This window comes from Roseomonas aerilata DSM 19363 (genome assembly GCF_000711725.1).
GTDB classification, from domain to species: Bacteria; Pseudomonadota; Alphaproteobacteria; order Acetobacterales; family Acetobacteraceae; genus Roseomonas; species Roseomonas aerilata.
Window position 1 is genome coordinate 161,033 of sequence record NZ_JONP01000005.1, and the last position, 23,747, is coordinate 184,779.

The following is a 23,747-nucleotide window of genomic DNA, read 5'->3' on the forward strand; positions in this document are numbered from 1 at the left end:
CCCGACCCACTCAGTGCGAGTTGCGCGGCAGGCCCGCCGTGTGCACGAGGTCTTGGTAGGCCACGGTGTCCTCCATGCAGGCGCCGGTCGAGAGCTGCCCGACCGTCGCGCGGTAGAGCGCCTGCCAGGGCGTCTGGTTCTTCAGCTGCAGGGGAGGCAGCGCGGCGCGGCGGGAGGCGATCTCGTCATCCGAGACAAGCAGGTCCACGCGCCGCTTCGGCAGGTCCACCCTCACGCGGTCGCCGGTGCGGAGGATGGCCAGGTTGCCGCCCGCCGCCGCTTCCGGCGAGACGTTGAGGATGGAGGGGCTGGCCGAGGTGCCGCTCTGCCGCCCGTCGCCGATGCAGGGCAGGGCATGGACGCCGCGGCGGATCAGCTCGTCCGGCGGCTGCATGTTCACCACCTCTGCCGAGCCGGGATAGCCGACCGGCCCGCAGTTGCGGATGAACAGGATGCAGTGCTCGTCGATCTGGAGTGAGGGCTCGTTGATCCGGTGGTGGTAGTCTTCCGGCCCCTCGAAGACGATCGCACGCCCCTCGAAAGCGTCGAGGTCGTCCGGGTTCGAAAGGTAGCGGGCGCGGAACTCGGGGGAGATGACGCTCGTCTTCATGATGCCGGAATCGAAGAGGTTGCCGGTCATCACCAGCATCCCGGCCTCGGGCACCAGGGGTTCCGCGAAGGGGCGGATCACGTCGCGGTCCTGGGATCCGGCACCGGCCATCTCCTCGGCCACGCTGCGGCCCGTGACGCTCAGCGCGCCGCCGCGCAGCAGCCCGGCGTCAAGCAGCTCGCGCATGACGGCGGGCACGCCGCCGGCACGGTGGAAGGCCTCGCCGAGATACTGCCCGGCCGGCTGGCAGTTCACGAGCATCGGCACGTCGTGGCCCACGCGCTGCCAGTCCTCGAGGGAGAGCTCCACGCCCACGTGGCGCGCGATGGCGATGAGGTGCGGCGGCGCGTTGGTGGAGGCGCCGATGGCGGAGGCCACGAGGATAGCGTTCTCGAAGGCCTCCTTCGTCATGACCTTCCGCGGCGTCAGGTCCTCGCGCACCATGTCCACGATGCGCAGCCCCGTGCGGTAGGCCATCTGCCCGCGCTCGCTGTAGGGCGCGGGGATGGAGGCGCAGGTGGGCAGGCTCATGCCCAGCGCCTCGGCAAGGGAGTTCATTGAGAGGGCGGTGCCCATGGTGTTGCAGTGGCCGATGCTCGGCGCCGAGGCCGCGGCCATGTCCATGAACTCGCCGTAGTCGATCTCGCCCGCGGCCAGGCGCTGCCGCCCCTCCCAGATGATCGTGCCGCTGCCGGCGAGGCGCCCCTTGTAGTGCCCGTCCAACATCGGCCCGCCCGAGAGGACGATGGCCGGCATGTTCACCGTGGCGGCCGCCATCAGGCAGGCGGGCGTCGTCTTGTCGCAACCGGTGGTCAGCACCACGCCGTCCAGCGGGTAGCCGAACAGCACCTCCACAAGGCCTAGATAGGCGAGGTTGCGGTCGAGCGCCGCCGTCGGCCGCTTGCCCGTTTCCTGAATCGGGTGGACGGGGAATTCCATGGGGATGCCGCCGGCCTCACGAATGCCGGCCTTTACGCGCTCGGCCAGCACCAGGTGGTGGCGGTTGCAGGGCGCGAGGTCGCTGCCGGTCTGGGCGATGCCGATGATCGGGCGGCCGGACTGAAGCTCAGCGCGCGTGACACCGAGGTTGAGGTAGCGCTCCAGGTAGAGCGCCGTCATGCCGGGGTCTTCGGGATTGTCGAACCAAGCCTGGCTACGCAGCTTCACCGTGACGACTCCCCCTAGATCTTCCGCGGGCGGGTTTCAGTTACCCTTGCCGATGCTAGCCCTTGGATTGATCCAGAGGAACCCGCGCCAGGGTTCGTTGCGGGGGCGGAGATGTGAGCCGGGTGCCGGCCGAAGGTTTCGGCCCAGGGCCGACCTGCCCTGCCGCTGAGGAGAAAAGGGCCGGGGAAGGCTCCCCGGCCCGTCGCAGTTACATCTTCTTCGTGAGCTTCGTCGCGATCTCGAACATCTCCTCAGGCGCGTAGTCCGGCGCGAAGGCGGAGGGGATGCCCGTGAGCTGGTGGATCTTGCCGCCCTCGGGCAGGCCATCCACCACGGTCAGCTCGCCCGGCGGGTCGCCCGGCAGGGCCTGCTCGCCATTGCCCCAAATGCCCGCCATGTCCTTGTAGTCGGCGGGGCTGAACGTATAGAGCCGGCGGTGCGAGCCCTCGGCGAGGTACTTCTGGCACTCGGGGATGCGCGCCAGGTTGATGTTCGGCGTCGGCAGGAACTTCTCCAGATCCACGCCCGTGATGTTCTTCAGCGCCAGCGCATAGGCGTGCGCGTGGACCGAGCCGCGGACGAGAAGATAGCCGCAGACCTCGCGACCCGTGGGGTCGGACAGCGTCTCATAGACCCGCAGCTTGTGCAGCCGCGCGCCGCATTCGAGGTGGAAGTTGTGCAGCAGGTCCACGACGACGTTGCCCGTCGTGGTCACCATGTCCGCGTTCCAGGACATGGAGTTGCTGTTCACCGGCGTGCTGCCGCCGCCATGGGAGGCGAAGCTGGCGAAGGAGCGGATGTCCTTCATCGCCTCGAAGGGCGCGCCGGAGATGTCGCCGCCATCGCCTTCGTCGGCACCCGGCTTGTCAGGGCCGTTGTTGAGCATGGCAACGCCGTTGCTCACCAGCTCCACATGCCCCAGCTCCTCCGCGGTGATGGAGGCGACGAGGCTGTAGAAGGGCTTCAGCTTGTCCTTGCTGCGGAAATTGAAGCTCTGGAACATGTAGTTCCCGAGGGTGGACATCTCGCCGTACTTGCCCCCGAGCAGCTCCTGCAGGGCGGCGGCGGCGTTAGGGTCCTTCCGCTTGGGCGCGGGCAGCTCGGCTTGCAGCTTGTCGACGCGCATAAACATAGATCAGCCTCCTGGGGTAACGCCTGTCGGAACGGGCGATCCCCGGGATGGTTCGGCGCGATGCCGGCTTCGTGCGCTTCCTCAACCAGCAACAGAACCCGGCTGGCAGTTGCCCCCGCAGACGAGCACGCCGACCCGCGCGCCCGGCGGCGGCACCCAGGCGCCGGAGAGAAGGGCGGCCAGCGCCGTCGCCCCGCCCGGCTCGGCTACCACGCGGGCGGTGGACCAGAGGCGGCGCTGGGCCTCGAGGATCGCCTCGTCCTCCACAAGCACGGATTCGCGGACGACATCCCGCGCGATGCCGAACATAAGGCCGCCGACGCGGCGCGCCCCGAGGCTGTCCGCGGCGAGGCCGCCCACGGGCGCGTCCACCGGCTCGCCCGCGCGCAGTGCTTCGTGGAAGGTGGGGCAGCCCTCCGGCTCCACCGCCACCAGCTGGACCGGGCCGCCGGCGAACCAGGCGGCCATGCCTCCGATCAGCCCGCCTCCGCCGACCGCGACGAGCACATGGGTCAGCCCCGGCGCGTCCGCCTCGAACTCGCGCGCGACGGTGCCCTGGCCGGCCAGCACCTCCGGCTGGTCATAGGCGTGGACCGAGGCGGCGCCGGTCTCGGCGCGGCGGGCCTCGCTGGCGGCGAAGGCCTCGGCATAGGTGGCGCCGCCCTGCACGACGACCGCCCCGGCCTCGCGGATGCGCGCGACCTTCGAGGCGGCGGAGATGGCGGGCACGTAGATCTCCGCCCGGATGCCCAGCGCGGCCGCCGCATGGGCAACGGCCGCGCCATGGTTCCCACCGGAGGCCGCGATCACCTCCCGCGCGCCCGATTGCAACAGGGCGTTGAAGGCGCCACGGGCCTTGAAGGAACCGCTAACCTGAAGCTGCTCTAGTTTCAGCGAGACGGCACAGGACGTGCCGAGCGCCGCGGGCGGCAGTTCCAGGACGGGGGTGTGGCGGACATGGGGGGCGATGCGCGCGGCGGCGGCTTCGATATCGGGGCGGCTGGTCATGTTCTGCTGGATGAGGCAGGTGGGCGGCGCTGTCCATGCCGCATGCCAGCGGCGTCAGGGGCCCGGCAGGTGGCGCTTCCGTCCCCGCCGGAATCCTGCCAGGGTCCGCTCGCGAATTCGGGAACATGACCAAGTCTCCATGCTGCAACACGGCGCCTGCGCGGCGCGCCAGGGCATCGGCGTCCTTCTCCTGGGGCCGCCCGGCTCCGGGAAGTCCGACCTTCTCTTGCGCCTGATGGGGGAGGGATGGACTCTCGTGGCCGATGACCAGGTCCTGCTCCGCGCCGAAGGGAAGGTGTTGCGCGCCCGCGCGCCCGAGGCGCTGCGCGGCATGATCGAGGTGCGGGGCCTCGGGCTGATCGCGGGCCTGGAGTCGGCCCCCGAGGTGCCGCTCGCCCTCGCGGTGGACTGCGTGCCCCGCGCCGAGGTGCCGCGCCTGCCCGAACCCGCCCGCTTCGAGGCGCTGGGACAGACCCTGCCGCGCCTCGCGCTCCACGCGGTGGAGTCCTCCGCCCCGCGCAAGCTCGCCTTCGCCCTCGAGGTGCTCGCGGGCCGTCTGGCCTGCCGGGCAGGCGCGCTGGAGGCGGTGCCCTGAACGCCGCCGGGCCCCAACCCGCCGCACCGGCCATTCATCGCCCCATGGTGGTGGTCACCGGCCTCTCGGGCGCGGGGAAGGTCTCGGCGCTGCGCGTGCTGGAGGATCTCGGCTACGAGACGGTGGACAACCCGCCGCTCACGGTGCTCGCGGAACTGATGGCCGGCCCCGGGGAGCGGCCGCTGGCGATCGGCATGGACACCCGCACGCGGGGCTTCGACGCGGCGGCCCTGCTGGCCGGGCTCGACGCGCTGCGGGCGCGCGGCGGGCCGTCGCCCGACCTCGTCTTCATGGACGCCGAGGAGGACGTGCTTCTCCGCCGCTATTCCGAGACGCGCCGGCGCCACCCGCTGGCCCCCGCCGGCTCCGGCGTGGCGGACGGCATCGCGCGGGAGGCGGAGCTGCTGGCGCCATTGCGGGACGCGGCGGACTGGGTGATCGACACCTCCGGCCTGCCGCTGCCGGAGTTGCGCCGGATGATCGAGCACCGCTACGGCCGGGCGGGTGGGTCGCGGATGTCGGTCGCGGTGATGTCCTTCGGCTACCCGCGCGGCTTGCCGCGGGAGGCGGACCTGGTGCTGGACCTGCGATTCCTGCGCAACCCGCACTACGATCCTGCGCTCCGCCCCCTGACCGGCCGGGACGCGCCCGTGGCCGCCTATATTGAGGAGGACCCCGAATGGGCCCCATTCTGGGCGCGCATGACGGCGCTGCTGGACCCGCTCTTGCCGGCCTATGAGGCGGGGGGCAAGAAGTACCTGACCGTGGCGCTGGGCTGCACCGGCGGCAAGCATCGCTCGGTCCTGACGGCGGAGCGCCTGGCCGCCCGCCTCGTCGGCGCCGGCTGGCCGGTGGAGCTGTTCCACCGTGAACTTTCGATCCGGGAAACCTTCCCGGAAGACGACTCACAACGGCCCTTGCCGCACCCCATATCGACCCATCGAGCATGAACCAGAATCCCTCCGCCGCGGCCCCCGCCCCGGCGCTCAACCCGTCCGTCCCGGCCAGAGCGACAGCTGCCGAGCTCATCCTCGTCCCGGCCGGCACGCGCCCGCGTGCATGCCGGGCGCGTGCCCCGGAGCGCCCATGATCGGCGTTGTTCTCGTCACCCATGGTCGCCTGGCGGAGGAGCTTCGCCTCGCCATGGAGCATGTCATGGGTCCCCAGAAGGCGATCTCCACCATCTGCATCGGCCCGGAGGACGATCTCGAGGGCCGGCGCGGCGATATCCGCGCGGCGGTGGAGGATGTGGACCAGGGCGACGGGGTGGTGGTGCTGACCGACATGTTCGGTGGCACGCCCTCCAACCTCGCGGCCTCCATCAAGGACCGCTGCGCCCCCACGGGCTGCTGCGGCCGGCAGGTGGAGGTGGTGGCGGGCGTAAATCTGCCGCTTCTGGTGAAGCTGGCGAAGCTGCGCGGCTCGGAACCCCTGGCCGAGGCGGTGGATCACGCCGTGAACGCCGGCCGCAAGTACATGGCGACCGCGGGGGAACTCCGCGGCGACGGTAACGGCAATGGTGGAGTGAAACGATGAGCAATGATGCCGTCCCCGCGGTGGAGCCGAAGGCGGCCAAGCCCGAGGGCGCCCCGGTGGTGCTGCGCCGCAGCGTGACCATCCGCAACCAGCGCGGCCTGCACGCTCGCGCGGCCGCGAAGCTGGTGACGGTGGCCGAGAAGCACTGCTCCTGCCTCAATGTCACGCATGATGGCCAGACGGTGCCCGCCTGCTCCATCATGGGGCTGATGATGCTGGGCGCTGGCCGCGGCGCGACCGTGCTGCTCGAAGCCGAGGGCTGGGACGCGCGCGAGACGATCGACGAGGTGGCGGCCCTGATCGAGGCCGGCTTCAACGAGGACTAGCCCCGCGGAGCCGGGTGGAGCGAAGGTCGCCGGCAAGCGCCGGACGGAGGGTCTGATGAAGACGGAGGCGCCGCCTGGCCCCCGTGGCGCGGACGGAAAGTCCGCCGAAACGCGAGACGGAAAGTCCGCTGGAGCCCGCGACGGCAAGTCCGCCGAGGGGCGGGAGGACAGGCTCGCGGACGGGCGGGACGGCAAGTCCGCCAAGGCGGAGGCGCGCGGCAAGGGCGCCCGGCGGGGCCGCGAGCTGACGATCAAGGGGATTCCTATCTCCCCGGGCGTTGCCATCGGCACCGTCTACGACACGGCCGAGGCGCCGGCGGCGGCGCCGCGCCGGAACATCACGGCGGGGCAGGTGGAGGCGGAGCGGGCGCGGCTGAACGCGGCCATCGCGGCGTCGCGCAAGCAGGTCTCGAAGCTGAAGGCCCGCCTGGCCATCCTGCCCGAGGAGGCGCAGGAGGAGCTGGAGCCGCTGCTCGACGCCTACTCGATGATGCTCGGCGAGAGCCGCCTCATCCGCGGCGCCCGCAAGCGCATCGATGCGGAGCTTCTATCGGCCGAGACCGCGGTGGACGACGAGGCGGACGCCATCGCCAACGCCATCCTGCAGGCGCGGGACGACGACAAGGCGGGGCTGCGCCGCCGCGCTGGCGAGGTGCACGAGATTGCCCGCCGCCTGACCCGCAACCTCACGGAATCCGGCTTCCGCTCCTTCAAGGACGTGCCGGAGGGATCGATCCTGATCGCGGAGGAGCTGACGCCAGCGGATGCCGCGCTGCTCGATCCCTCGCGCATCGCCGGTGTCGCGGCGGAGGAGGGCGGCGCGGACGGGCACACCGCGATCATGCTGCGTGCGCTCGGCATCCCCAGCGTGCTCGGCCTGCCCGGCTTGGCCAATGCGCTCTCCCGCGGGGACCAGGCGGTGCTCGACGGCGGGGCCGGCACCATCGTGCTGCGCCCGGGACCGGAGGCGCTGGCGGCGGGGCGCGAGGCCTCGGTCGCCTACGCAAAGGAGCGGACGCGCCTCGGCAAGCTGCGCCGCCTGCCGGCCATCACCACGGATGGGGAGGAGATGGAGCTCCAGGCAAACCTGGAGATTCCGGCCGAGCTGCCGCTGATCGCCCAGGCCGGCGCGCAGGGCGTGGGGCTGGTGCGCACCGAGTTCCTCTTCATGAACCGCCAGGGCCTGCCCGACGAGGAGGCGCATTACGAGGCCTATCGCCAGATCGTGGAGGGCACGGACGGCGCGGGCGTGACCATCCGCGTTCTCGACTGGGGCGGCGAGAAGGACATGGAGGCGCTGGCGGAGGGCATCGAGCCCTTCCATGCCGGGCCGAACCCCGCCCTCGGACTGCGCGGCATCCGCATGCTGCTGCGCCGGCCGGAGCTGCTGGAGGTGCAGTTCGCGGCCATCCTGCGGGTCGCGGCGCTCGGCAAGGTGCGGATCCTCCTGCCGATGGTCACCATCCCCGAGGAGGTGAGCAAGGCGCGCGAGATCTACGACCGCGTGGTCAAGCGCGTGCGCCGCCGCGGCGTGACCCTGCCGGAGAAGCTGCCGCCACTCGGCGTGATGATCGAGACGCCCGGCGCGGCGCTGGCCGCCGACGCCATCGCGCTGGAGGCGGATTTCTTCGCAATCGGCACGAATGATCTCGCGATGTACACGCTGGCGGTGGATCGGGCGGAGGTGGAGGTCTCGCACCTCTACGATCCGCTGCACCCCGCGGTGCTGCGGCTGATCCAGTTCGCGACGGAGGCCGCGCTGCGGCTGCGCATGCCGGTTTCCGTCTGCGGGGAGATGGCGGGCAATCCTCGGCTGGTGCCGCTGCTGATGGGCCTCGGCCTGCGCAGCCTTTCCATGAACGCGAGCGCGATCCCGCGCGTGAAGCAGATGGTGCGCGCGCTGAACGTGGACGACTGCGCCCGCTTCGCGCGGCGCGTGATGGAGCAGTCCGATCCCCTGCGCATCCAGGAGCTGGTGATGAACTTCGTCCCTGGCGAGGGGAAGGGCTGACCCGCCCCCTGACTTGCTCCCCCGTCCGTGCCAGTCTGCTTCTGTGACGGGCGGCCAGGACGGGCGGCCGCGACGCGGGATAGCGAGGGCGAATGGATCAGGTGATGCCGGCAGGGGAGGGCGTGCGCCACGGGCGCGACCTCGACCGCGACCTGCGCCGGGTGGGGGCCCACCCCGACCATTGGTATCCGCTCGCCTGGTCGAACGAGTTGAAGCCCGGCAAGCCGCTGGCTGTGCGCTTCGCGGGCGACCCCATCGTGCTCGTGCGCCCGAAGGAGGGCCCGGTCTTCGCGCTGGAGGACCGCTGCGCCCATCGCCAGGTGCCGCTGAGCAACGGGCTGGTGGAGGGCTGCGCGATCCGCTGCGGCTATCACGGCTGGGCCTATAACGAGGCCGGGAAGTGCGTGGACGTGCCCTATCTCGGCAAGGACAAGCTGCCGAACGGGGTGCGCGCCTATCCCTGCCGCGAGGTGGAGGGGCTGATCCTCGTCTTCCCCGGCGATCCCGCGCTGGCCGACACCGTGCCGCTGCCGTCGCTCGGCTCGGTCGCCGATGCCCGCTACAAGACGCGCCGCTTCGGGCAGGAGGTGGGCTGCCACTACAGCTTCATGCATGAGAACCTGATGGACATGAACCATCAGTTCCTGCACCGGAAGCAGATGGGGAACATGGTTCCCCGCTTCCGGGGCGGCGCGCAGGGCGAGGATTTCGTCGAGGCGCGCTACACCTTCTCCCGCGTGGGCGGAAAGCAGCCGCTGGGCGAGGCCGCCATCTTCGGTGAGCGCCGCAAGGTCGGCGCGCCCGCCTCCTCCGCGGAGAAGGACCTGATGACGATCCGCACGGAGTATCCCTACCAGACGCTTCGCATCCAGACGGGTGATGACGCGCCGGTGATGGACCTCTGGATCGCCTATGTGCCCGTGGACGCCGCCCAGCGCCGCAACCGCACCTTCGGGTTGCTCTCGGTCAAGCGCCCGAAAATCCCGGGCCTGCTGGAGGCCGGCTGGCCTCTGCTGGTGGTCTTTACCGAACGCATCTTCCGCGAGGACCGCGAGATCGTGGAGATGGAGCAGGCCGCGCACGATGCACAGGGCGAGGACTGGAACCAGGAGGTGTTCCCGGTAATCCGTAACCTCCGTTCCCTGCTGCGCGCACGGGGCGGGGCGACCCTGGCCTGAGTGCTGCTGCTTGGCGCAACCCGGAACGGTTGCAATGTTTCGCGTGAAGGTTGTGGCGGAGAACTTTACTCTGTGCCGCGCCGCCGCAACCCGCGAAAGCTAAGAGATTGATCTTGCTCGCGCTGCTATCCTGGTCTCCATCTTGCAGAATCAGAGCTTGGCGGAACGGGCAGTCCGGCGTTGGTGGTCCCTAGAGGCCGCCGGGTGGAGGGGAGTCAGTCGACGAATGAGTGTCATCGCCAGCACGGCGTCCGCGGTGTCTCGCGCGGCCTGCCTGGTCTTCGGGCTCGGATTGGCTGTCGTCGCCGCTCCGGCCACGGCCGACGTGATCTACACCTTCCAGCAGACGACGACGACCATCTCCACCGGTGGCCCCGTGTGGGCTCCGCCCGGGCCGGTTCCGGGGGTCGTCACGTCTGGCAGCTTCACGCTGGAACAGTCCATCGTCCGCTCACCTTATGACCTTCGTGTGGACAGCGGGTTTTCGTCCCCGCCGAGGCGTGACCCTGGGCTGGTGGATATCTCCTTCCTGACGACAGGACCGTTCCCGCTCACGGCGGACCTCAGCGACTTCACCACGCCAAGTCGACCCAGCATTGGAGATGACTACCGGATCAGCCTTCTGGGTATAGCAGGCTCAATCATTCCCTCCGGTGAGATCCGCTACAACGACTCCACCTCCGACACGCGGCTGATCATCGACCCGGACCTCGACCGGGATGGCACGACCACCGTGCGTGGCTTCTACAACACGGATAACGGCGGCTCCTGCGGCTGGACTGGTGCCTGCTCCTTCTTCGGCACCCTGACCGCCACGATGATGCCCAATGCCGCTACCTCGGTGCCCGAGCCCGCAAGCCTTGCCCTTTTCGGCGCAGGCCTGTTCGGGCTGGGCCTGGTACGCCGCCGGCGCTGACGCTGGGAGGGGCGTCGTCCCCTCGCCATCATATAAAGATATCCTGATATGGTTCGGCGCCCTCTGGCTTCGGCGCCGCGCCTGTGATAGGCGACGGCCAATTCCGAAAGGCCAGTCCTCCCATGCCCGATACGCTTCCCCCCAAGGCCGACTACGTCGTCGCCGACCTCTCCCTTGCCGCCTGGGGCCGCAAGGAGATCGAGATGGCCGAGGACGAGATGCCCGGCCTGATGGCCACGCGCCGCGAGTACGGCTCCAGCCAGCCGCTGAAGGGCGCCCGCATCGCCGGCTGCCTGCACATGACGATCCAAACGGCGGTGCTGATCGAGACGCTGAAGGCGCTCGGCGCGGATGTCCGCTGGTCGTCGTGCAACATCTTCTCGACGCAGGACCACGCCGCGGCCGCCATCGCCGCCACCGGCACCCCGGTCTTCGCCATTAAGGGCGAGAGCCTGGAGGACTACTGGAACTACGTCCGCCGCACCCTTGAGTGGGCCGATGGTGGCGAGCCGAACCTGCTGCTCGACGACGGCGGCGACATGACGCTGCTCGTCCATTACGGCCTGCGCGCCGAGCAGGGCGACACGAAGTTCCTCGACGGCGCGACGAACGATGAGGAGACGGTGTTCTTCGCCCTCATCAAGCGCACCCTGTCCGAGAAGCCCGGCTGGTTCGCCAAGCTGGCCGCCTCGCTGAAGGGCGTGTCGGAGGAGACGACGACGGGCGTGCACCGCCTCTACACCATGGCGAAGGAGGGCAAGCTCCTCTTCCCCGCCATCAACGTGAATGACAGCGTCACCAAGTCGAAGTTCGACAACCTCTACGGCTGCCGTGAGTCGCTGGTGGATGCGCTCCGCCGCGGCACGGACCTGATGATGGCCGGCAAGGTCGCCTGCGTCGCCGGCTTCGGCGATGTCGGCAAGGGCTCCGCCGCCTCCCTCCGCAACGCCGGCTGCCGCGTGATGGTGACGGAGGTCGATCCGATCTGCGCGCTCCAGGCCGCGATGGAGGGCTACGAGGTCGTGACGATGGAGGACGCCGCCCCGCGCGCCGACATCTTCGTCACCGCCACCGGCAACGTCGATGTCATCACCATCGAGCACATGCGCGCCATGAAGAACCGCGCGGTGGTCTCGAACATCGGCCACTTCGACAGCGAGATCCAGGTCTCCGCCCTGCGTAACCTCAAGTGGACGAACATCAAGCCGCAGGTGGACGAGATCGAGTTCCCCGACGGCAAGCGCATCACCCTTCTCTCCGAGGGCCGCCTGGTGAACCTCGGCAACGCGACGGGGCACCCCTCCTTCGTGATGTCGGCGTCCTTCACCAACCAGACGCTCGCGCAGATCGAGCTCTGGACGAACGGCGCGGCCTACGGGAAGCAGGTCTATACCCTGCCCAAGCACCTCGACGAGAAGGTGGCCTTCCTGCACCTCGAGAAGGTCGGCGCGAAGCTGACGAAGCTGACCCCGCAGCAGGCCGGCTATATCGGCGTGCCGGAGGCCGGTCCCTTCAAGGCCGAGCAGTACCGCTACTGACCACGGGGCGGGCGGCGGAAGCTGCCCCTTCGACCGCGTCGCTCTTCGGGCGCGGGTGTCGGCCAAGGCGGCCGGCGCCCGCGCCTTTTTTCGTGAGCGGCCCTGATTCGGCGCAAACTGTGTCGCCCAAACAAGTGTTTAGCGTGTAGTCTTTCCCGGCTGCATCAATCGAAGCTGGGAAGACCATGCCGCGCGCCTCCGCCGACCGATCCGCCAGCCCCGTGAGCAGCGCGGCCCCGGCCATGAACCCCTTCGGCACCGCGGCCGGGCTGCGCCGCTTCGCCTCGCCCGCCGTGAAGGCCGCGCTGAGGCGGCGGGGCGGGCAGCTCATGGGGATGATCGCGGGACTGCTGGGCCTCGCGGTACTGGTGGCGCTGGCCAGCCATAATCCGGCCGACCCGTCCCTCTCCACGGCCACCTCGCGCGCGCCGACCAACCTCGCCGGCCCCTTCGGCGCCCTCGTCTCGGACGTGCTGCTGCAGGGCTTCGGCTGGGCCGGGCTGCTGCCGGCCCTCTGCCTGATGACCTGGGCGATGCGGCTCTCCACCCATCGTGGCCTCTCACCCTTCGCCGGCCGGGTGGCGGCGCTGCTGGCGGGGCTGCCGCTGCTGGCCGCCGCCTTCGCGGCCAGCCCGCTGCCCGCGCCGTTCCCCGGTGGCACGCCCGGCGGCGCCATGGGGCCGCTCGTCCAGCAGGCGGTAGACGATACCGTGGGCGCGCTGTTCGGCCCGCTCGGCGCGGTGCTGGGCAATATCGGCATCCTCGTGCTGGCCCTGGCCGCGACCTTTCTTGCCCTTGCCATCCCGCTCTCCTCCTGGCGCCGGGCAGGCGGGGCCGCAGCGCGCCGCGGCTCGGGGCTGGCCGGGAACATCCTGCGGCGCCGCAACCTGGCCCGCGCCCGCGCGGCCGAGGCGCGGCAGACCCGTGACCGCCTGACCATGCGTCGTGAGCTGGCCGAGGAGAAGCCCGGCCTGCTCGCGCGCTTCCTCGGTGCCCCTCAGCGGCTTGTTGAACTGGTGCGGCGCCGGCCGCAGCCCTCGCCCCAGCTTTCCGCCATGCTGCGCGCAGCCGATGCCGCAGCCGAGGCGCCGCGCTCGCCCCGCCGTGCCCCGCGCCCTCAGCCGGAGCGCCCGCAGGCCGAGCAGCCGGCCGCCGAGGCGGAGGCCACGCCGGAGTCCGAGGCGCCCAGCCGCCCCGCGGGCGATGCGCCCCGCATCGCCGACCGCGTGCTGCCCCCGCGCCGCCTGCCCATTTCCGAGTCCGTGAAGAAGGGCGATGACGGCCGTTTCCGCCTGCCGCCCCTCTCGCTCCTGAAGCCCGCGCCACCGCGGCGGGAGAGCGGCCCCTCCCAGGAGTTCCTGGAGGAGAATGCGCGGATGCTCGAATCCGTGCTCGACGATTACGGCGTGCGCGGCCGCATCGCGGATATCCGCCCCGGCCCCGTCGTCACCCTCTACGAGCTGGAGCCGGCGCCTGGCACGAAGTCCGCCCGCGTCATCGGCCTGGCCGACGACATCGCGCGCAGCATGTCCGTGCTCGCCGTCCGCATCGCGACCGTCCCCGGCCGCAACGTCATCGGCATCGAGCTGCCTAACGCGAAGCGTGAGACCGTCTACTTCTCCGAGATGATGGAGGCCGAGGACTGGGCGCGTAACTCCGGCAAGCTGCCGCTCGCGCTCGGCAAGGACATCGGCGGCGCGCCCGTCGTTGCGGACCTCGCCCGCATGCCGCACCTGCTGATCGCGGGCACCACCGGCTCCGGCAAGTCGGTCGGGATCAACACGATGATCCTTTCACTGCTCTACCGCTTCGGGCCGAACGAGTGCCGCTTCATCATGATCGATCCGAAGATGCTGGAGCTCTCGGTCTATGACCGCATCCCGCACCTGCTGGCGCCGGTGGTGACGGAGCCGCCCAAGGCGATCGGCGCGCTGAAGTGGACGGTCCGCGAGATGGAGCGCCGCTACAAGGCGATGAGCCAGCTCGGGGTGCGCAACATCGGCGGCTACAACGAGAAGGTGACGGCCGCTTCCTCCCGCGGTGAGCAGCTCACCCGCCGCGTGCAGACTGGCTTCGACCCCGAGACGGGCAAGCCCGTCTTCGAGGAGCAGCCGCTGGCGCTCGAATCCCTGCCCATGATCGTCGTCGTCATCGACGAGATGGCGGACCTGATGATCGTCGCCGGCAAGGAGATCGAGGGTGCGGTGCAGCGGCTCGCACAGATGGCGCGCGCCGCCGGCATCCACGTGATCATGGCGACGCAGCGCCCCTCGGTGGACGTCATCACCGGTACCATCAAGGCGAACTTCCCGACCCGCATCTCCTTCTCCGTCACCTCCAAGATCGACAGCCGCACCATCCTCGGCGAGCAGGGGGCGGAGCAGCTTCTCGGCCAGGGCGACATGCTGCACATGGCCGGCGGCGGCCGCGTGAACCGCGTGCACGGCCCCTTCGTCTCCGACGAGGAGGTGGAGCGCGTGGTGGAGTTTCTCCGTGAACAGGGAGAACCTGCCTACATCGACGAGGTCACCGAGGTCGACGACGACGAGGAGGGCGGCGCCGCCATGGCGGCGCTCGACGCCGGCGGCGGCGAGAAGGGCCTCTACGAGCAGGCCGTCGCCCTTGTCTCGCGCGAGGGCAAGGCGAGCACGAGCTTCGTCCAGCGCCACCTCAACATCGGCTACAACCGCGCCGCCAAGCTCATCGAGCAGATGGAGCGCGACGGCGTGGTTGGCCCGGCCAACCATGTCGGCAAGCGCGAGGTGCTGGCGCGCGCCGGGGCCGATGACTGAGGAGTACCGCTTCGCCCCCTCCGGCGGCATTCCCAATTCGGGGCTGCCGCTGCTGGTGTGGCGCGGCGCGCTGAATGCGGACGCCGAAGCTATTAGCCAGCACTTCGCGCGTCACGGCTGGTCCAACGGCTGGACGAACGGCGTCTTCGACTATCACCACTTCCACAGCATCGCGCACGAGGCGCTCGGCGTATCCTGCGGAGAGGCAAGGGTTCGCTTCGGCGGGCCGGGCGGGGAAACCCTCACCCTACGCGCAGGCGATGCCGTGGTGATCCCGGCCGGCGTCGGCCATTGCCGCGAATGGGCGAGCGAGGACTTCGAGATCGTTGGCGCCTATCCCGGTGGCGGCGACTACGACATCCGCCGCGGCGATCCCGCCGAGGCGGCGGAGGTGGCCGCCAACATCGCCGCCATCCCCCGCCCCGAAGTTGATCCGGTACAGGGGCACCCGATCTGGGCCTGAGCCGGGGGAGGGAGCGCGCAACACGGAGGCTTGATCCGCCCTTGCGCGGCGGGTGCGATGGGGCCTTCTCTGGCCCGCTGCCCCAACCGGAGGCCACCCGATGCGCCGACTTCTGCCCGCCCTCGTCCTGACCATTCTTTCGGTGGGTACGGCCGCGGCCCAGAGCCAGGCCCCCAACCGCCCGCCGAGCTTCCCGACGCGCGACGTGGTCGTGACCTATCGCGTGCTCGGCAATGCCTCGCCACAGACCCCGCGCGAGTTCACGGTGGCGGCGCTGGCCTCCGAGGGACGGCTACGCGTCGAATCCCCCTCCATGCCCGCCTGGGCACTGGCCGACCGCCGCACCGGGCGCACCGAGATGGTGATGGATTCCATGCGCGTCGTGACGCCGAGCCCGGTCCGGCAGGACGAGGCGATGCGCTACCTCCGCATGGTGGAATCCGCGCGCCTGACGGGCGCGGGCACCGCCACTCAGGCGGGGCAGCGCTGCACGAACTACCGCTTCGAGGAACAGGGCCAGCGCGGCACCGCCTGCCTGACCGCGGACGGCGTGCTGCTGCGTGGCGTGAACGAGCGCGGCGAGGGGCTGGAGGCCACCCGGGTGGATTACGCCCGTCAGGACCCCTCCCGCTTCCGCGTGCCGGAGGGCTACCGGCGGGTCGATCTCGGCGAGATGGGCCGCAGCCTCGGCCTCGGCGGCCTGACGATGCCGCGCCGCTGAGGGCGCGGCCCTTTCGTCAGCCGAAGAAGAGCTTCAGCAGCACCAGCAGCACCACGATAATGCCGATCGCCCAGCTCGTCGCACGGGTGAACTGGGCCCAGCCCGTCTGGCGGTCGGCGATGATGTCCTTCGCCCGCACTTCCTCGAAGTCGATCGTCTGCTTGGCCTCGGCCATGGTCGGTGCCCCGTGCTGGGCCGCCCGCCGGGGATCGGGCAGGGCGGCGTTCATGGCATTTCTGTAGGGAGCGCGGGCAGGCCCGGCAAGGGGTTGGCGAGGGCGCCCTCGGCCATCGTCGCCTCGACCACGGCACGCCCGCCCTCCAGCCGCGCGGCGCCGGAGGCCGCCCAGGCAAGGGCCGCGGGGTAGAGCCGGTGCTCCTCCGCCAGCACGCGCGCGGCCAGCGCCGCCTCGTCGTCCCCCGGCAGGACGGGCACGGCGGACTGGGCGATGACCGGCCCCTCGTCCACGCCCGGGGTCACGAAATGCACGGTGCAGCCGTGCAGCCTCACCCCCGCCGCGATCGCCCGCGCGTGGGTGTCGAGGCCGGGGAAGGCGGGCAGCAGGCTCGGGTGGATGTTGAGCATCCGGCCCGACCAGGCCGTGACGAAATCCTCCGTCAGCACGCGCATGAAGCCGGCCAGCGCGATTAGTTCGATCCTGGCCTCCGCCAAGCGGGCGCCCATCGCGGCCTCGAAGCCCGCCCGGTCGCGGCCGAAGGGGCGGCTCTCGACCACTGCCGTCGGGATGCCCGCCGCCCGCGCCCGCTCCAGCCCGGCGGCGTCCGCGCGGTTGGAGAGAACGAGGGCGAGCTCGGCGGGATAGGCGGGGTGGCGCGCCGCCTCGATCAGCGCGCCGAGATTGCTGCCGCGGCCGGAGATAAGGACCGCGACGCGCCGCTTCAGTTCGGCCATGCCGTGGGGAGCCCCTCCATCCGCACCTCGGCCTCGCCCGCGCCGGCCTCGATCCGGCCAATGCGGTGCGCGGTCTCGCCGTGCTCGGCGAGCATCGCAATGGCCGCCTCCGCCTTGCTCGGCTCGACCACCAGGGCCATGCCGATGCCGCAGTTGAACACGCGCAGCATCTCATCCGGCGCCACGCCGCCCGTGCGGGCCAGCCAGGCGAAGACGGGCGGCACGGGCCAGGAGCCGGCCTCGACCACGGCGGCGGTGCCCTCGGGCAGCACGCGCGGCAGGTTGCCGGGCAGGCCGCCGCCCGTGATATGGGCGGCCGCCTTGATCAGCCCGGCGCGGTGCAGCGCCAGCACCGGCTTCACATAGATGCGCGTCGGCTCCAGCAACGCCTCGCCGAGGCTGCGGCCAGCGGCGAAGGGCGCGGGGTCATTGAGGCCCGCATTCCCGGCCTCCAGGATGCGGCGGACGAGGGAGAAGCCGTTCGAGTGCACGCCCGAGGCGCCGAGTCCCAGCACAACGTCCCCCGGCCCCACGTCGCCCGCCGGCAGCAGCGCGCCCCGCTCCGCCGCGCCAACCGAGAAGCCCGCGAGGTCGTAATCACCTTTGTGGTACATTCCCGGCATCTCCGCGGTCTCGCCGCCGACCAGCGCGCAGCCTGCCTGCCGGCAGCCCTCGGCGATTCCCGAGACCACCTCGGCCGCCTGCGCCACGTCGAGCGCGCCGGTCGCGAAGTAGTCGAGGAAGAAGAGCGGCTCGGCGCCCTGCACCACGAGGTCGTTCACGCACATGGCCACGAGGTCGATGCCGACCGTGCCGTGGTGGCGCGCGTCGATCGCCAGCCGCAGCTTCGTGCCCACGCCATCGGTCGAGGAGACGAGGACGGGATCCTGGAACCCGGCGGCGCGGAGGTCGAACAGGGCCCCGAAGCCGCCGAGCCCGCCCATGGTCCCGGTGCGGTCCGTGGAACGGGCGAGCGGCTTGATCCGGTCCACCAGCGCGTCGCCGGCCTCGATGTCCACGCCGGCGTCGCGGTAGGTCAGTCTGGTCATGGCGGTCCTTGATCGGCTATCCCCAGGGGCGAACCAGGATGCGGTCCACGGGGAGCGGCTTATGCGCAGTTCAGACGGTCGCGCTACCCATCATGTCCCGGGCGCGGGCGCAATCCGCCGCTTGCGGGGCTTTGGCCTGCGGGCGGCCGGGGCCCTGGCCCTGGCGGCGCTGCTCCTGCCAGGAGCCCCAGCGCGCGCGCAGGACGACCCCGCCGTGCAGCGCGGCGTGCCCGCCGAGGCCACCGCCGCCAACGCCGTGCTGGCGCGGGAACGGGCGATCGCCAACGCCCAGCGCCTGGCCTACCAGCGCTACGCCGCGGCCACGGGAGCCAATCCCAACGCCTCGGCCTCCCAGATCGAGTCGCTGGTGACGAGCATGGTGGTGGAGCAGGAGCGCACCACCCTCAACGGCTATTCCGGCCGCTACACGGTCCGCTTCCGCGGCGCCGGCACGAATTCGGGCGGCTCCGCGCCCGCGGCGGCCTCCGGGGGTGGCACGGTGCCACCGCTTGGCGGGCCGGCTGCGTCCTCGCCCGCCGCGCTGCCGCCGGGCGTGCCGCCCGTCATGCCGCTGACTGCCTATCTCGAGGCCGGCGCCCGATTCGGCTCCTTCGCCGAGTACCTGACGCTGCGCCAGCGCCTGCTGGCCCAGCCTTCCGTCGGCAGCGTCGATGTCCTCGCGATCGCCGTGGACGGCGCGCGGCTGCGGATCGGGCTGCGCAGCCCGCCGGGCGTCGCGGCGCCGGAGCTGGCACAGGGCGGGATCCTGCTGGCGCCCAGCCAGCCGCCCGCGGCCAACGGGCTGCCGGTGCCCTCCACGGGGCCGGCCTGGCGAGTCGGCCTTGCCGGGGGAGCCTGACGGCGAGCTCGACGGGCGCTCCGGGCGACCGGAGGCCCGTGGGGAGGCGGGGCAGGCCGCCGCCCAACCCTCCGAGAGCGCGCTCTTCACCCTTCCCAACGTCATTACCCTCGCCCGGCTCTGCATCGTGCCGGTGGTGGTGTGGCTCGTCATCCAGCACCGGCTGGACATCGCCTTTCTCCTCTTCGTCGGCGCCGGGGTTTCGGACGCGGTGGACGGCTGGCTGGCGCGCGTGCGGAACGCGCGCTCCTTTCTCGGCTCCATCCTCGACCCGATGGCCGACAAGGCGCTGCTCGTCTCCGTCTATGTCACGCTGGCCATCATCGGCGTGCTGCCGGACTGGCTCGCCATCCTCGTCGTGTTCCGCGACGTGCTGATTGTGGGCGGGCTGATGGTGCTCGCCCTCATGGGTGCGCGGCCCGCCATCCGGCCGCTCTTCGTCTCGAAGCTGAACACGGCGATGCAGATCGCACTCGCCGCGGCGGCGCTGTTCCTGCGCGGGTACGGGTTCGATGGCGGGTGGCTGATGCCTGCCCTCATCGGCTGCGTCGCGGGCACCACCATCGCCTCCGGCGCCGCCTATGTGCGCGACGCCTCGCGGTCCCTGCCGGCATGATGCCGCTGGACGAGGGGAAGTCCGGCGGCCCGCCGGCCATCGCGGCCCCCGCCCGCCCGCCGGCGCGGGGGCCCCTGCCGCCCTCGCCGGGGCCGCGCAGCGCGACGCGGGCGCAGCGGACGGGCCTCGTCCTCGGGCTGCTCTCAGCCGCCGTCTTCTGCCTCTGGTTCTTCTCGGCGATCCTCACGCCCTTCGTGCTGGCGGTCTGCGTCGCCTATTTCCTCGATCCCGTGGCCGCGCGCCTCGCCCGGATCGGGGTGCCGCGCTGGCTCGGGGCGGGGCTGCTGATCACCGGGCTGATGGCGCTGGCGCTCCTCGCCCTGCTGCTGCTCTACCCGCTGCTCATCTCCCAGATCGGCGTGCTGCTGGCGCGCCTGCCCTCCTATGTCACGCGCATCGGGATGATGGTGCAGGACCTGCTGGCGGCGACCGAGAAGGCCATCGCGCCGATGGAGCTGGACCCCCGCCTGCAGGACCTGGCAGTGTCGCAGGTGGGGTCGATCCTCGTCTGGCTCGGCACCTCGGCCACGCGCCTCATCGGCGGCGGCTACGCGCTGTTCAGCGTCTTCACCTTCGCCGTCGTCACGCCCGTGGTCGGCTTCTACTTGCTGCGCGATTGGCCGCGGCTGATGGCGCGGATCGAAACCTGGCTGCCCCGCCGCAACGCCGCCGTGCTGCGCCAGCTCGCGCGCGACACGGACCGCGTTCTCTCGGCCTGGCTGCGCGGCCAGCTTCTCTGCTGCGCGCTGCTCGCGGTCTACTACGCCCTCGCGCTCTCGGCGGTCGGGCTGGAACTCGGGCTGCTCGTCGGGCTGCTCGCGGGGATGTTCACCTTCATCCCCTATGTCGGCTCGCTCACCGGCATGGCGACGGCCATCCTGCTGGCCATCGGCCAGTTCGGTACCCTGCGCGGCGTCGGCATGGTGGTCGGCATCTTCCTCACCGGCCAGATCGTGGAGGGCTACATCATCTACCCCCGCCTGCTGGGCGACCGGGTGGAGCTGCACGCGGTCTGGGTGATCTTCGCCCTTTTCGCCGGCGGCGTCGCCTTCGGCTTCCTCGGCGTGCTGCTGGCGGTGCCGATCGCCGCCATGATCGGGGTGCTCGCCCGCTACTGGCTGCGCCGCTACCTCGAGAGCCCCCTCTACCTCGACCCGCCCCGGACCGGGGGCTGAGCGCTCACCTCATGGCCCCATTCCCCTCAGCCCGGCAGCTTCCACTGCCGCTAATCCCGCGCGTCGAAATCGAGATCGATCCGATCCCGGATTCCTCCAACGCGGTCGCCCGCACCTGGCTCGGCGATCCCACGAGCTGGCCGGCCGGGCGCCTCGCGCTCCATGGGCCGGAGGGCAGCGGGAAATCGGCCCTGCTCGCCCAGGCCTCACGCCGGCTTGGCCTGCGCCGCCTTTCCGGCCCCCTTCTCCGCGGCGTGCCGGAGGGCGCGCCCACCGCTCTCGACGACGCCGACTGCGCGGCGGAGGAGCCGGCGCTTTTCCACCTCATCAACGCCTGCGCCGCAGGCGGGCACCTGCTGCTGATGGCGGGAAGGGAGCCGCCCTCCCGCTGGCCCGTGGCACTGCCGGACCTCGCCAGCCGGCTCCGGGCCACCGCCTCGGCCGCACTCGGGCAGCCGACGGACGCGCTGCTGCGCACCCTGCTGGCCCGTCATTTCGAGCGCCGCCAGCTCCGGGTGGAGCCCGCCGTGCAGGACTGGCTCCTCGCCCGCCTGCCCCGGGAGGCTGCGGTGCTGGCCGAGGCTGCGGCAAGGCTCGACCGCGCCGCATTGGCCGGCGGGGGCGGTGTCACCCGCGCCCTGGCCCGCTCCGTGCTCGCCGGCCTGCTGGACGGGAGCGGCGACGAACTCGGTGATGGCTCCGGTGACGATTTCGTGGCAACCCCGGACGCACCCTCTGCTTCCATGGGAACCTTGCTGTAGCGTTAGGGTCATGGACGCCAATCAGGACACCGCCAAGACCGACCCGACGCGACCCGAGGCCCCCAGGGGCCCCGTGCCCCGGACGCCGCGCGCCGAGGCGGCCTCGCTCCGCGGCACGCCCGCGCCCGGCCCTGCCGAAGCGGCCCCGGACCCCACGGCGGCGCCCGAGCCCGTGCTCGCTGATCCCGGCCGCTTCATCAACCGCGAGCTCTCCTGGCTCGCCTTCAACGAGCGTGTGCTGGAGGAGGCGGCCAACCCCGCCCACCCGCTGCTCGAGCGCCTGCGCTTCGTCGCCATCTCCTCGGCCAACCTGGACGAGTTCTACTCCGTCCGCGTCGCGGGCCTGGCCGGCCAGGAGCGGGCGGCCATCGTCGCGGTCTCGCCGGACGGCCTCACGCCGAGCCAGCAGCTCACGGCCGTCCACGAGCGCGCCGGCCGGCTGCTCACCCGCCAGCAGGAGGGCTGGCTCAGCCTGCGCGGCCAGCTGGCCGAGGCCGGTATCCTGTTGAGCGACCCCGCCGACCTCTCGGCCGCCGACCGGGAATGGCTGTCCAACTGGTTCATGGAGCGGGTCTTCCCGGTGGTCACGCCGCTGGCGATCGACCCCGCGCACCCCTTCCCCTTCCTCGCCAACCTCGCCCTCTGCCTCATCATGAAGCTCGTGCGGGAGGAGGACGGCGGCACCATGCGCGCGATCCTTCCCCTGCCGCCGCAGATCGAGCGCTTCATCCGCCTGCCCGCGGGACCGCGCGTCGAGGGGGCGCGCGAGCCCGCCCGCTTCGTGCTCCTGGAAGAGGTGATCCTCCTCAACCTCCGCCGCCTCTTCCCCGGCTTCATCCTCGCGGAACGCGGCCTGTTCCGCCTTATCCGCGACACCGACGTGGAGTTCGAGGAGGAAGCCGAGGACCTCGTCCGCTCCTACGAGAGCGCGCTGAAGCGTCGCCGCCGTGGCCGCGCGATCCGCCTCTCCGTTACCTCGGACACGCCGCCAGACCTCGTGGACCTCGTCGCGCAGGAGCTGGACGCGCCGCAGGGGGAGATCTTCGCGCTGGAGGGGCTGCTCGGCCTCTCGGACCTCACCCAGCTCATCCTCGACGACCGGCCGGACCTGCTGTTCAAGCCCTATACGCCGCGCTTCCCCGAGCGGATCCTCGACTTCGGCGGCGACTGCTTCGCGGCGATCCGGGCGAAGGACATCGTCGTCCACCACCCCTACGAATCCTTCGACGTTGTCGTGCAGTTCCTCCGCCAGGCCGCGCGCGATCCGGCCGTGGTGGCGATCAAGCAGACCCTCTACCGCACCTCCCGCGACAGCCCCATTGCCCGCGCCCTGATCGAGGCCGCCGATGCCGGCAAGTCCGTCACCGCCATGGTGGAGCTGAAGGCCCGCTTCGACGAGGAGCGCAACATCGCCCTCGCGCGCGAGCTGGAGTCGGCGGGCGTTCAGGTCGTCTACGGCTTCGTGGACCTCAAGACCCACGCCAAGGTCAGCCTGGTGGTGCGGCGGGAGAGCGGCTCGCTCCGCTCCTACGCGCATTTCGGCACGGGCAACTACCACCCGGTGACCGCGCGCATCTACACGGACCTCTCCTTCTTCACCGCCGATCCCGGCCTCACGCGCGATGCCGCGCGGCTGTTCAACTACATGACCGGCTACGCGCGGCCCGAGACGATGGAGAGCCTCGCCTTCGCCCCGCTCACGCTCCGCCCCACGCTGATGGGCCTGATCGAGCAGGAGATCGTGAATGCCCGCGAAGGACGCCCTTCCGGCATCTGGCTGAAGCTGAACTCCCTGGTGGACGAGGGGCTGATCGACGCGCTCTATCGGGCCAGCATGGCCGGGGTGAAGGTTGACTGCATCATCCGCGGCATCTGCTGCCTGCGCCCGGGCGTGCAGGGCCTTTCCGAGAACATCCGGGTGAAGTCCATCGTCGGCCGCTTCCTAGAGCATTCCCGCATCTGCGTCTTCGCCAACGGCCATCGCCTGCCCAGCCGCCGCGCCCGCGTCTTCATCAGCAGCGCCGACTGGATGGCCCGCAACATGGACTGGCGGGTGGAGACGATGGTGCCGGTCGAGAACCCCACGGTGCATGCCCAGGTGCTCGACCAGATCATGGTGGTGAACCTCAAGGACCGCGACCAGTCCTGGGAACTCCACCCCGATGGCTCCTACCGGCGCGTCGCGAGCCTGGCCAGCGCGGCGGGCGCGCAGCCGCTCTCGGCGCACGAGTATTTCATGACCAACCCCTCGCTCTCCGGGCGCGGTAGCGCGTTGCACCGGGCACCGCGCCCGCGCGCCCCCGCCCGGCGCCGGCCGGACCGCGTCGCGCAGGACTGACACGCTTGGCAACCACCGAAGCATCCCGCCTCCCGCCCTCGGGC

At 71.2% G+C, this 23,747-nt stretch carries 22 protein-coding genes; 16 read left to right on the forward strand and 6 right to left on the reverse strand.

What is annotated here, in order from left to right; all coding sequences use genetic code 11:
• Window positions 1-10: 10 nt before the first annotated feature.
• The 3 genes from BO39_RS07875 to BO39_RS07885 form a co-directional block, all read right to left on the reverse strand.
• Window positions 11-1,777 carry an IlvD/Edd family dehydratase gene (locus BO39_RS07875; RefSeq protein WP_043831731.1) on the reverse strand — a complete coding sequence of 589 codons (1,767 nt, stop codon included), beginning with the start codon at window positions 1,775-1,777 and terminating at the stop codon, window positions 11-13.
• Between the two features lie 208 nt (window positions 1,778-1,985).
• Window positions 1,986-2,909 (reverse strand): manganese catalase family protein, encoded by a 924-nt coding sequence (locus BO39_RS07880; protein ID WP_043831733.1) that lies wholly within the window; start codon window positions 2,907-2,909, stop codon window positions 1,986-1,988.
• Between the two features lie 81 nt (window positions 2,910-2,990).
• On the reverse strand, window positions 2,991-3,917 hold the full coding sequence (locus BO39_RS07885) for a threonine/serine dehydratase (protein WP_043831735.1): 927 nt from the start codon (window positions 3,915-3,917) through the stop codon (window positions 2,991-2,993).
• 139 nt (window positions 3,918-4,056) lie between these two features.
• Here BO39_RS07885 and BO39_RS07890 point away from each other — a divergent pair, with 139 nt between their 5' ends.
• The 11 genes from BO39_RS07890 to BO39_RS07940 all read left to right on the forward strand — a co-directional run bounded on the left by BO39_RS07890 (window position 4,057) and on the right by BO39_RS07940 (window position 15,993).
• On the forward strand, window positions 4,057-4,512 hold the full coding sequence (locus BO39_RS07890; protein ID WP_052401777.1) for an HPr kinase/phosphorylase: 456 nt from the start codon (window positions 4,057-4,059) through the stop codon (window positions 4,510-4,512).
• Between the two features lie 44 nt (window positions 4,513-4,556).
• Window positions 4,557-5,462, forward strand: a complete 906-nt coding sequence (gene rapZ / locus BO39_RS07895) for an RNase adapter RapZ (protein WP_084697939.1) — start codon at window positions 4,557-4,559, stop codon at window positions 5,460-5,462.
• Between the two features lie 136 nt (window positions 5,463-5,598).
• Window positions 5,599-6,048 carry a PTS sugar transporter subunit IIA gene (locus tag BO39_RS07900; RefSeq protein WP_043831737.1) on the forward strand — a complete coding sequence of 150 codons (450 nt, stop codon included), beginning with the start codon at window positions 5,599-5,601 and terminating at the stop codon, window positions 6,046-6,048.
• On the forward strand, window positions 6,045-6,374 hold the full coding sequence (locus BO39_RS07905) for an HPr family phosphocarrier protein (RefSeq protein ID WP_043831738.1): 330 nt from the start codon (window positions 6,045-6,047) through the stop codon (window positions 6,372-6,374). Before BO39_RS07900 ends, BO39_RS07905 begins: the two co-directional genes overlap by 4 nt.
• A gap of 55 nt (window positions 6,375-6,429) precedes the next feature.
• Entirely contained in the window at window positions 6,430-8,385 is a 1,956-nt protein-coding gene (ptsP, locus tag BO39_RS07910; protein WP_211257398.1) for a phosphoenolpyruvate--protein phosphotransferase, read from the forward strand.
• A gap of 92 nt (window positions 8,386-8,477) precedes the next feature.
• Window positions 8,478-9,563 (forward strand): aromatic ring-hydroxylating oxygenase subunit alpha, encoded by a 1,086-nt coding sequence (locus tag BO39_RS07915; protein ID WP_052401778.1) that lies wholly within the window; start codon window positions 8,478-8,480, stop codon window positions 9,561-9,563.
• 226 nt (window positions 9,564-9,789) lie between these two features.
• The gene (locus BO39_RS07920; RefSeq protein WP_043831740.1) at window positions 9,790-10,479 is read left to right on the forward strand and encodes a PEP-CTERM sorting domain-containing protein; all 690 of its coding nucleotides are present in this window, start codon (window positions 9,790-9,792) and stop codon (window positions 10,477-10,479) included.
• Between the two features lie 122 nt (window positions 10,480-10,601).
• The gene (ahcY, locus tag BO39_RS07925; RefSeq protein ID WP_043831742.1) at window positions 10,602-12,017 is read left to right on the forward strand and encodes an adenosylhomocysteinase; all 1,416 of its coding nucleotides are present in this window, start codon (window positions 10,602-10,604) and stop codon (window positions 12,015-12,017) included.
• A 185-nt stretch (window positions 12,018-12,202) separates the two neighbouring features.
• Window positions 12,203-14,809, forward strand: coding sequence for an FtsK/SpoIIIE family DNA translocase (locus tag BO39_RS07930; RefSeq protein ID WP_211257399.1), 2,607 nt, complete (start codon window positions 12,203-12,205; stop codon window positions 14,807-14,809).
• Entirely contained in the window at window positions 14,802-15,272 is a 471-nt protein-coding gene (locus BO39_RS07935) for a hypothetical protein (RefSeq protein ID WP_043831932.1), read from the forward strand. Before BO39_RS07930 ends, BO39_RS07935 begins: the two co-directional genes overlap by 8 nt.
• A gap of 100 nt (window positions 15,273-15,372) precedes the next feature.
• The gene (locus tag BO39_RS07940; RefSeq protein ID WP_043831744.1) at window positions 15,373-15,993 is read left to right on the forward strand and encodes a hypothetical protein; all 621 of its coding nucleotides are present in this window, start codon (window positions 15,373-15,375) and stop codon (window positions 15,991-15,993) included.
• A 16-nt stretch (window positions 15,994-16,009) separates the two neighbouring features.
• Here the strand turns inward: BO39_RS07940 and BO39_RS07945 are convergent, their stop codons facing one another.
• The 3 genes from BO39_RS07945 to purM are packed head-to-tail and all read right to left on the reverse strand — an operon-like array spanning window position 16,010 to window position 17,954.
• The gene (locus BO39_RS07945; RefSeq protein WP_084697940.1) at window positions 16,010-16,222 is read right to left on the reverse strand and encodes a hypothetical protein; all 213 of its coding nucleotides are present in this window, start codon (window positions 16,220-16,222) and stop codon (window positions 16,010-16,012) included.
• Complete coding sequence (purN, locus tag BO39_RS07950) at window positions 16,219-16,905, reverse strand: phosphoribosylglycinamide formyltransferase (RefSeq protein WP_043831746.1); 687 nt, start codon at window positions 16,903-16,905, stop codon at window positions 16,219-16,221. The genes BO39_RS07945 and purN overlap by 4 nt, the downstream gene beginning before the upstream one ends.
• Window positions 16,893-17,954 carry a phosphoribosylformylglycinamidine cyclo-ligase gene (gene purM / locus BO39_RS07955; protein WP_043831748.1) on the reverse strand — a complete coding sequence of 354 codons (1,062 nt, stop codon included), beginning with the start codon at window positions 17,952-17,954 and terminating at the stop codon, window positions 16,893-16,895. The genes purN and purM overlap by 13 nt, the downstream gene beginning before the upstream one ends.
• A 61-nt stretch (window positions 17,955-18,015) precedes the next feature.
• On the opposite strand from purM, the gene BO39_RS34310 reads away from it, so the two are divergent.
• Genes BO39_RS34310 through BO39_RS07980 form a run of 5 tightly spaced genes read left to right on the forward strand, consistent with a single transcriptional unit; the run spans window position 18,016 to window position 23,703 of the window.
• A complete protein-coding gene (locus BO39_RS34310) occupies window positions 18,016-18,813 on the forward strand; it encodes a hypothetical protein (protein ID WP_245615029.1) in 798 nt (265 codons plus the stop codon).
• Entirely contained in the window at window positions 18,797-19,429 is a 633-nt protein-coding gene (locus BO39_RS30945; protein ID WP_245615030.1) for a CDP-alcohol phosphatidyltransferase family protein, read from the forward strand. Before BO39_RS34310 ends, BO39_RS30945 begins: the two co-directional genes overlap by 17 nt.
• Window positions 19,426-20,604, forward strand: coding sequence for an AI-2E family transporter (locus tag BO39_RS07970; RefSeq protein ID WP_245615031.1), 1,179 nt, complete (start codon window positions 19,426-19,428; stop codon window positions 20,602-20,604). Before BO39_RS30945 ends, BO39_RS07970 begins: the two co-directional genes overlap by 4 nt.
• A gap of 11 nt (window positions 20,605-20,615) precedes the next feature.
• Window positions 20,616-21,365, forward strand: coding sequence for a P-loop NTPase family protein (locus BO39_RS07975; protein WP_052401781.1), 750 nt, complete (start codon window positions 20,616-20,618; stop codon window positions 21,363-21,365).
• Window positions 21,366-21,375: 10 nt separating this feature from the next.
• On the forward strand, window positions 21,376-23,703 hold the full coding sequence (locus BO39_RS07980) for an RNA degradosome polyphosphate kinase (RefSeq protein ID WP_084697943.1): 2,328 nt from the start codon (window positions 21,376-21,378) through the stop codon (window positions 23,701-23,703).
• Window positions 23,704-23,747: the final 44 nt, after the last annotated feature.

What these genes read in the sequence shown, in the direction of transcription:
- BO39_RS07930 (WP_211257399.1), top strand. Translation starts at nt 12,203, where the DNA reads ATGCCGCGCGCCTCCGCCGACCGATCCGCCAGCCCCGTGAGCAGCGCG.
- BO39_RS07980 (WP_084697943.1), top strand. Translation starts at nt 21,376, where the DNA reads ATGGACGCCAATCAGGACACCGCCAAGACCGACCCGACGCGACCCGAG.
- BO39_RS07915 (WP_052401778.1), top strand. Translation starts at nt 8,478, where the DNA reads ATGGATCAGGTGATGCCGGCAGGGGAGGGCGTGCGCCACGGGCGCGAC.
- ahcY (WP_043831742.1), top strand. Translation starts at nt 10,602, where the DNA reads ATGCCCGATACGCTTCCCCCCAAGGCCGACTACGTCGTCGCCGACCTC.
- BO39_RS07920 (WP_043831740.1), top strand. Translation starts at nt 9,790, where the DNA reads ATGAGTGTCATCGCCAGCACGGCGTCCGCGGTGTCTCGCGCGGCCTGC.
- BO39_RS07905 (WP_043831738.1), top strand. Translation starts at nt 6,045, where the DNA reads ATGAGCAATGATGCCGTCCCCGCGGTGGAGCCGAAGGCGGCCAAGCCC.
- ptsP (WP_211257398.1), top strand. Translation starts at nt 6,430, where the DNA reads ATGAAGACGGAGGCGCCGCCTGGCCCCCGTGGCGCGGACGGAAAGTCC.
- BO39_RS07975 (WP_052401781.1), top strand. Translation starts at nt 20,616, where the DNA reads ATGGCCCCATTCCCCTCAGCCCGGCAGCTTCCACTGCCGCTAATCCCG.
- BO39_RS07970 (WP_245615031.1), top strand. Translation starts at nt 19,426, where the DNA reads ATGATGCCGCTGGACGAGGGGAAGTCCGGCGGCCCGCCGGCCATCGCG.
- rapZ (WP_084697939.1), top strand. Translation starts at nt 4,557, where the DNA reads ATGGTGGTGGTCACCGGCCTCTCGGGCGCGGGGAAGGTCTCGGCGCTG.
- purN (WP_043831746.1), bottom strand. Translation starts at nt 16,905, where the DNA reads ATGGCCGAACTGAAGCGGCGCGTCGCGGTCCTTATCTCCGGCCGCGGC.
- BO39_RS34310 (WP_245615029.1), top strand. Translation starts at nt 18,016, where the DNA reads ATGCGCAGTTCAGACGGTCGCGCTACCCATCATGTCCCGGGCGCGGGC.
- BO39_RS07935 (WP_043831932.1), top strand. Translation starts at nt 14,802, where the DNA reads ATGACTGAGGAGTACCGCTTCGCCCCCTCCGGCGGCATTCCCAATTCG.
- BO39_RS07940 (WP_043831744.1), top strand. Translation starts at nt 15,373, where the DNA reads ATGCGCCGACTTCTGCCCGCCCTCGTCCTGACCATTCTTTCGGTGGGT.
- purM (WP_043831748.1), bottom strand. Translation starts at nt 17,954, where the DNA reads ATGACCAGACTGACCTACCGCGACGCCGGCGTGGACATCGAGGCCGGC.
- BO39_RS07880 (WP_043831733.1), bottom strand. Translation starts at nt 2,909, where the DNA reads ATGTTTATGCGCGTCGACAAGCTGCAAGCCGAGCTGCCCGCGCCCAAG.
- BO39_RS07890 (WP_052401777.1), top strand. Translation starts at nt 4,057, where the DNA reads ATGCTGCAACACGGCGCCTGCGCGGCGCGCCAGGGCATCGGCGTCCTT.
- BO39_RS07945 (WP_084697940.1), bottom strand. Translation starts at nt 16,222, where the DNA reads ATGAACGCCGCCCTGCCCGATCCCCGGCGGGCGGCCCAGCACGGGGCA.
- BO39_RS07900 (WP_043831737.1), top strand. Translation starts at nt 5,599, where the DNA reads ATGATCGGCGTTGTTCTCGTCACCCATGGTCGCCTGGCGGAGGAGCTT.
- BO39_RS07885 (WP_043831735.1), bottom strand. Translation starts at nt 3,917, where the DNA reads ATGACCAGCCGCCCCGATATCGAAGCCGCCGCCGCGCGCATCGCCCCC.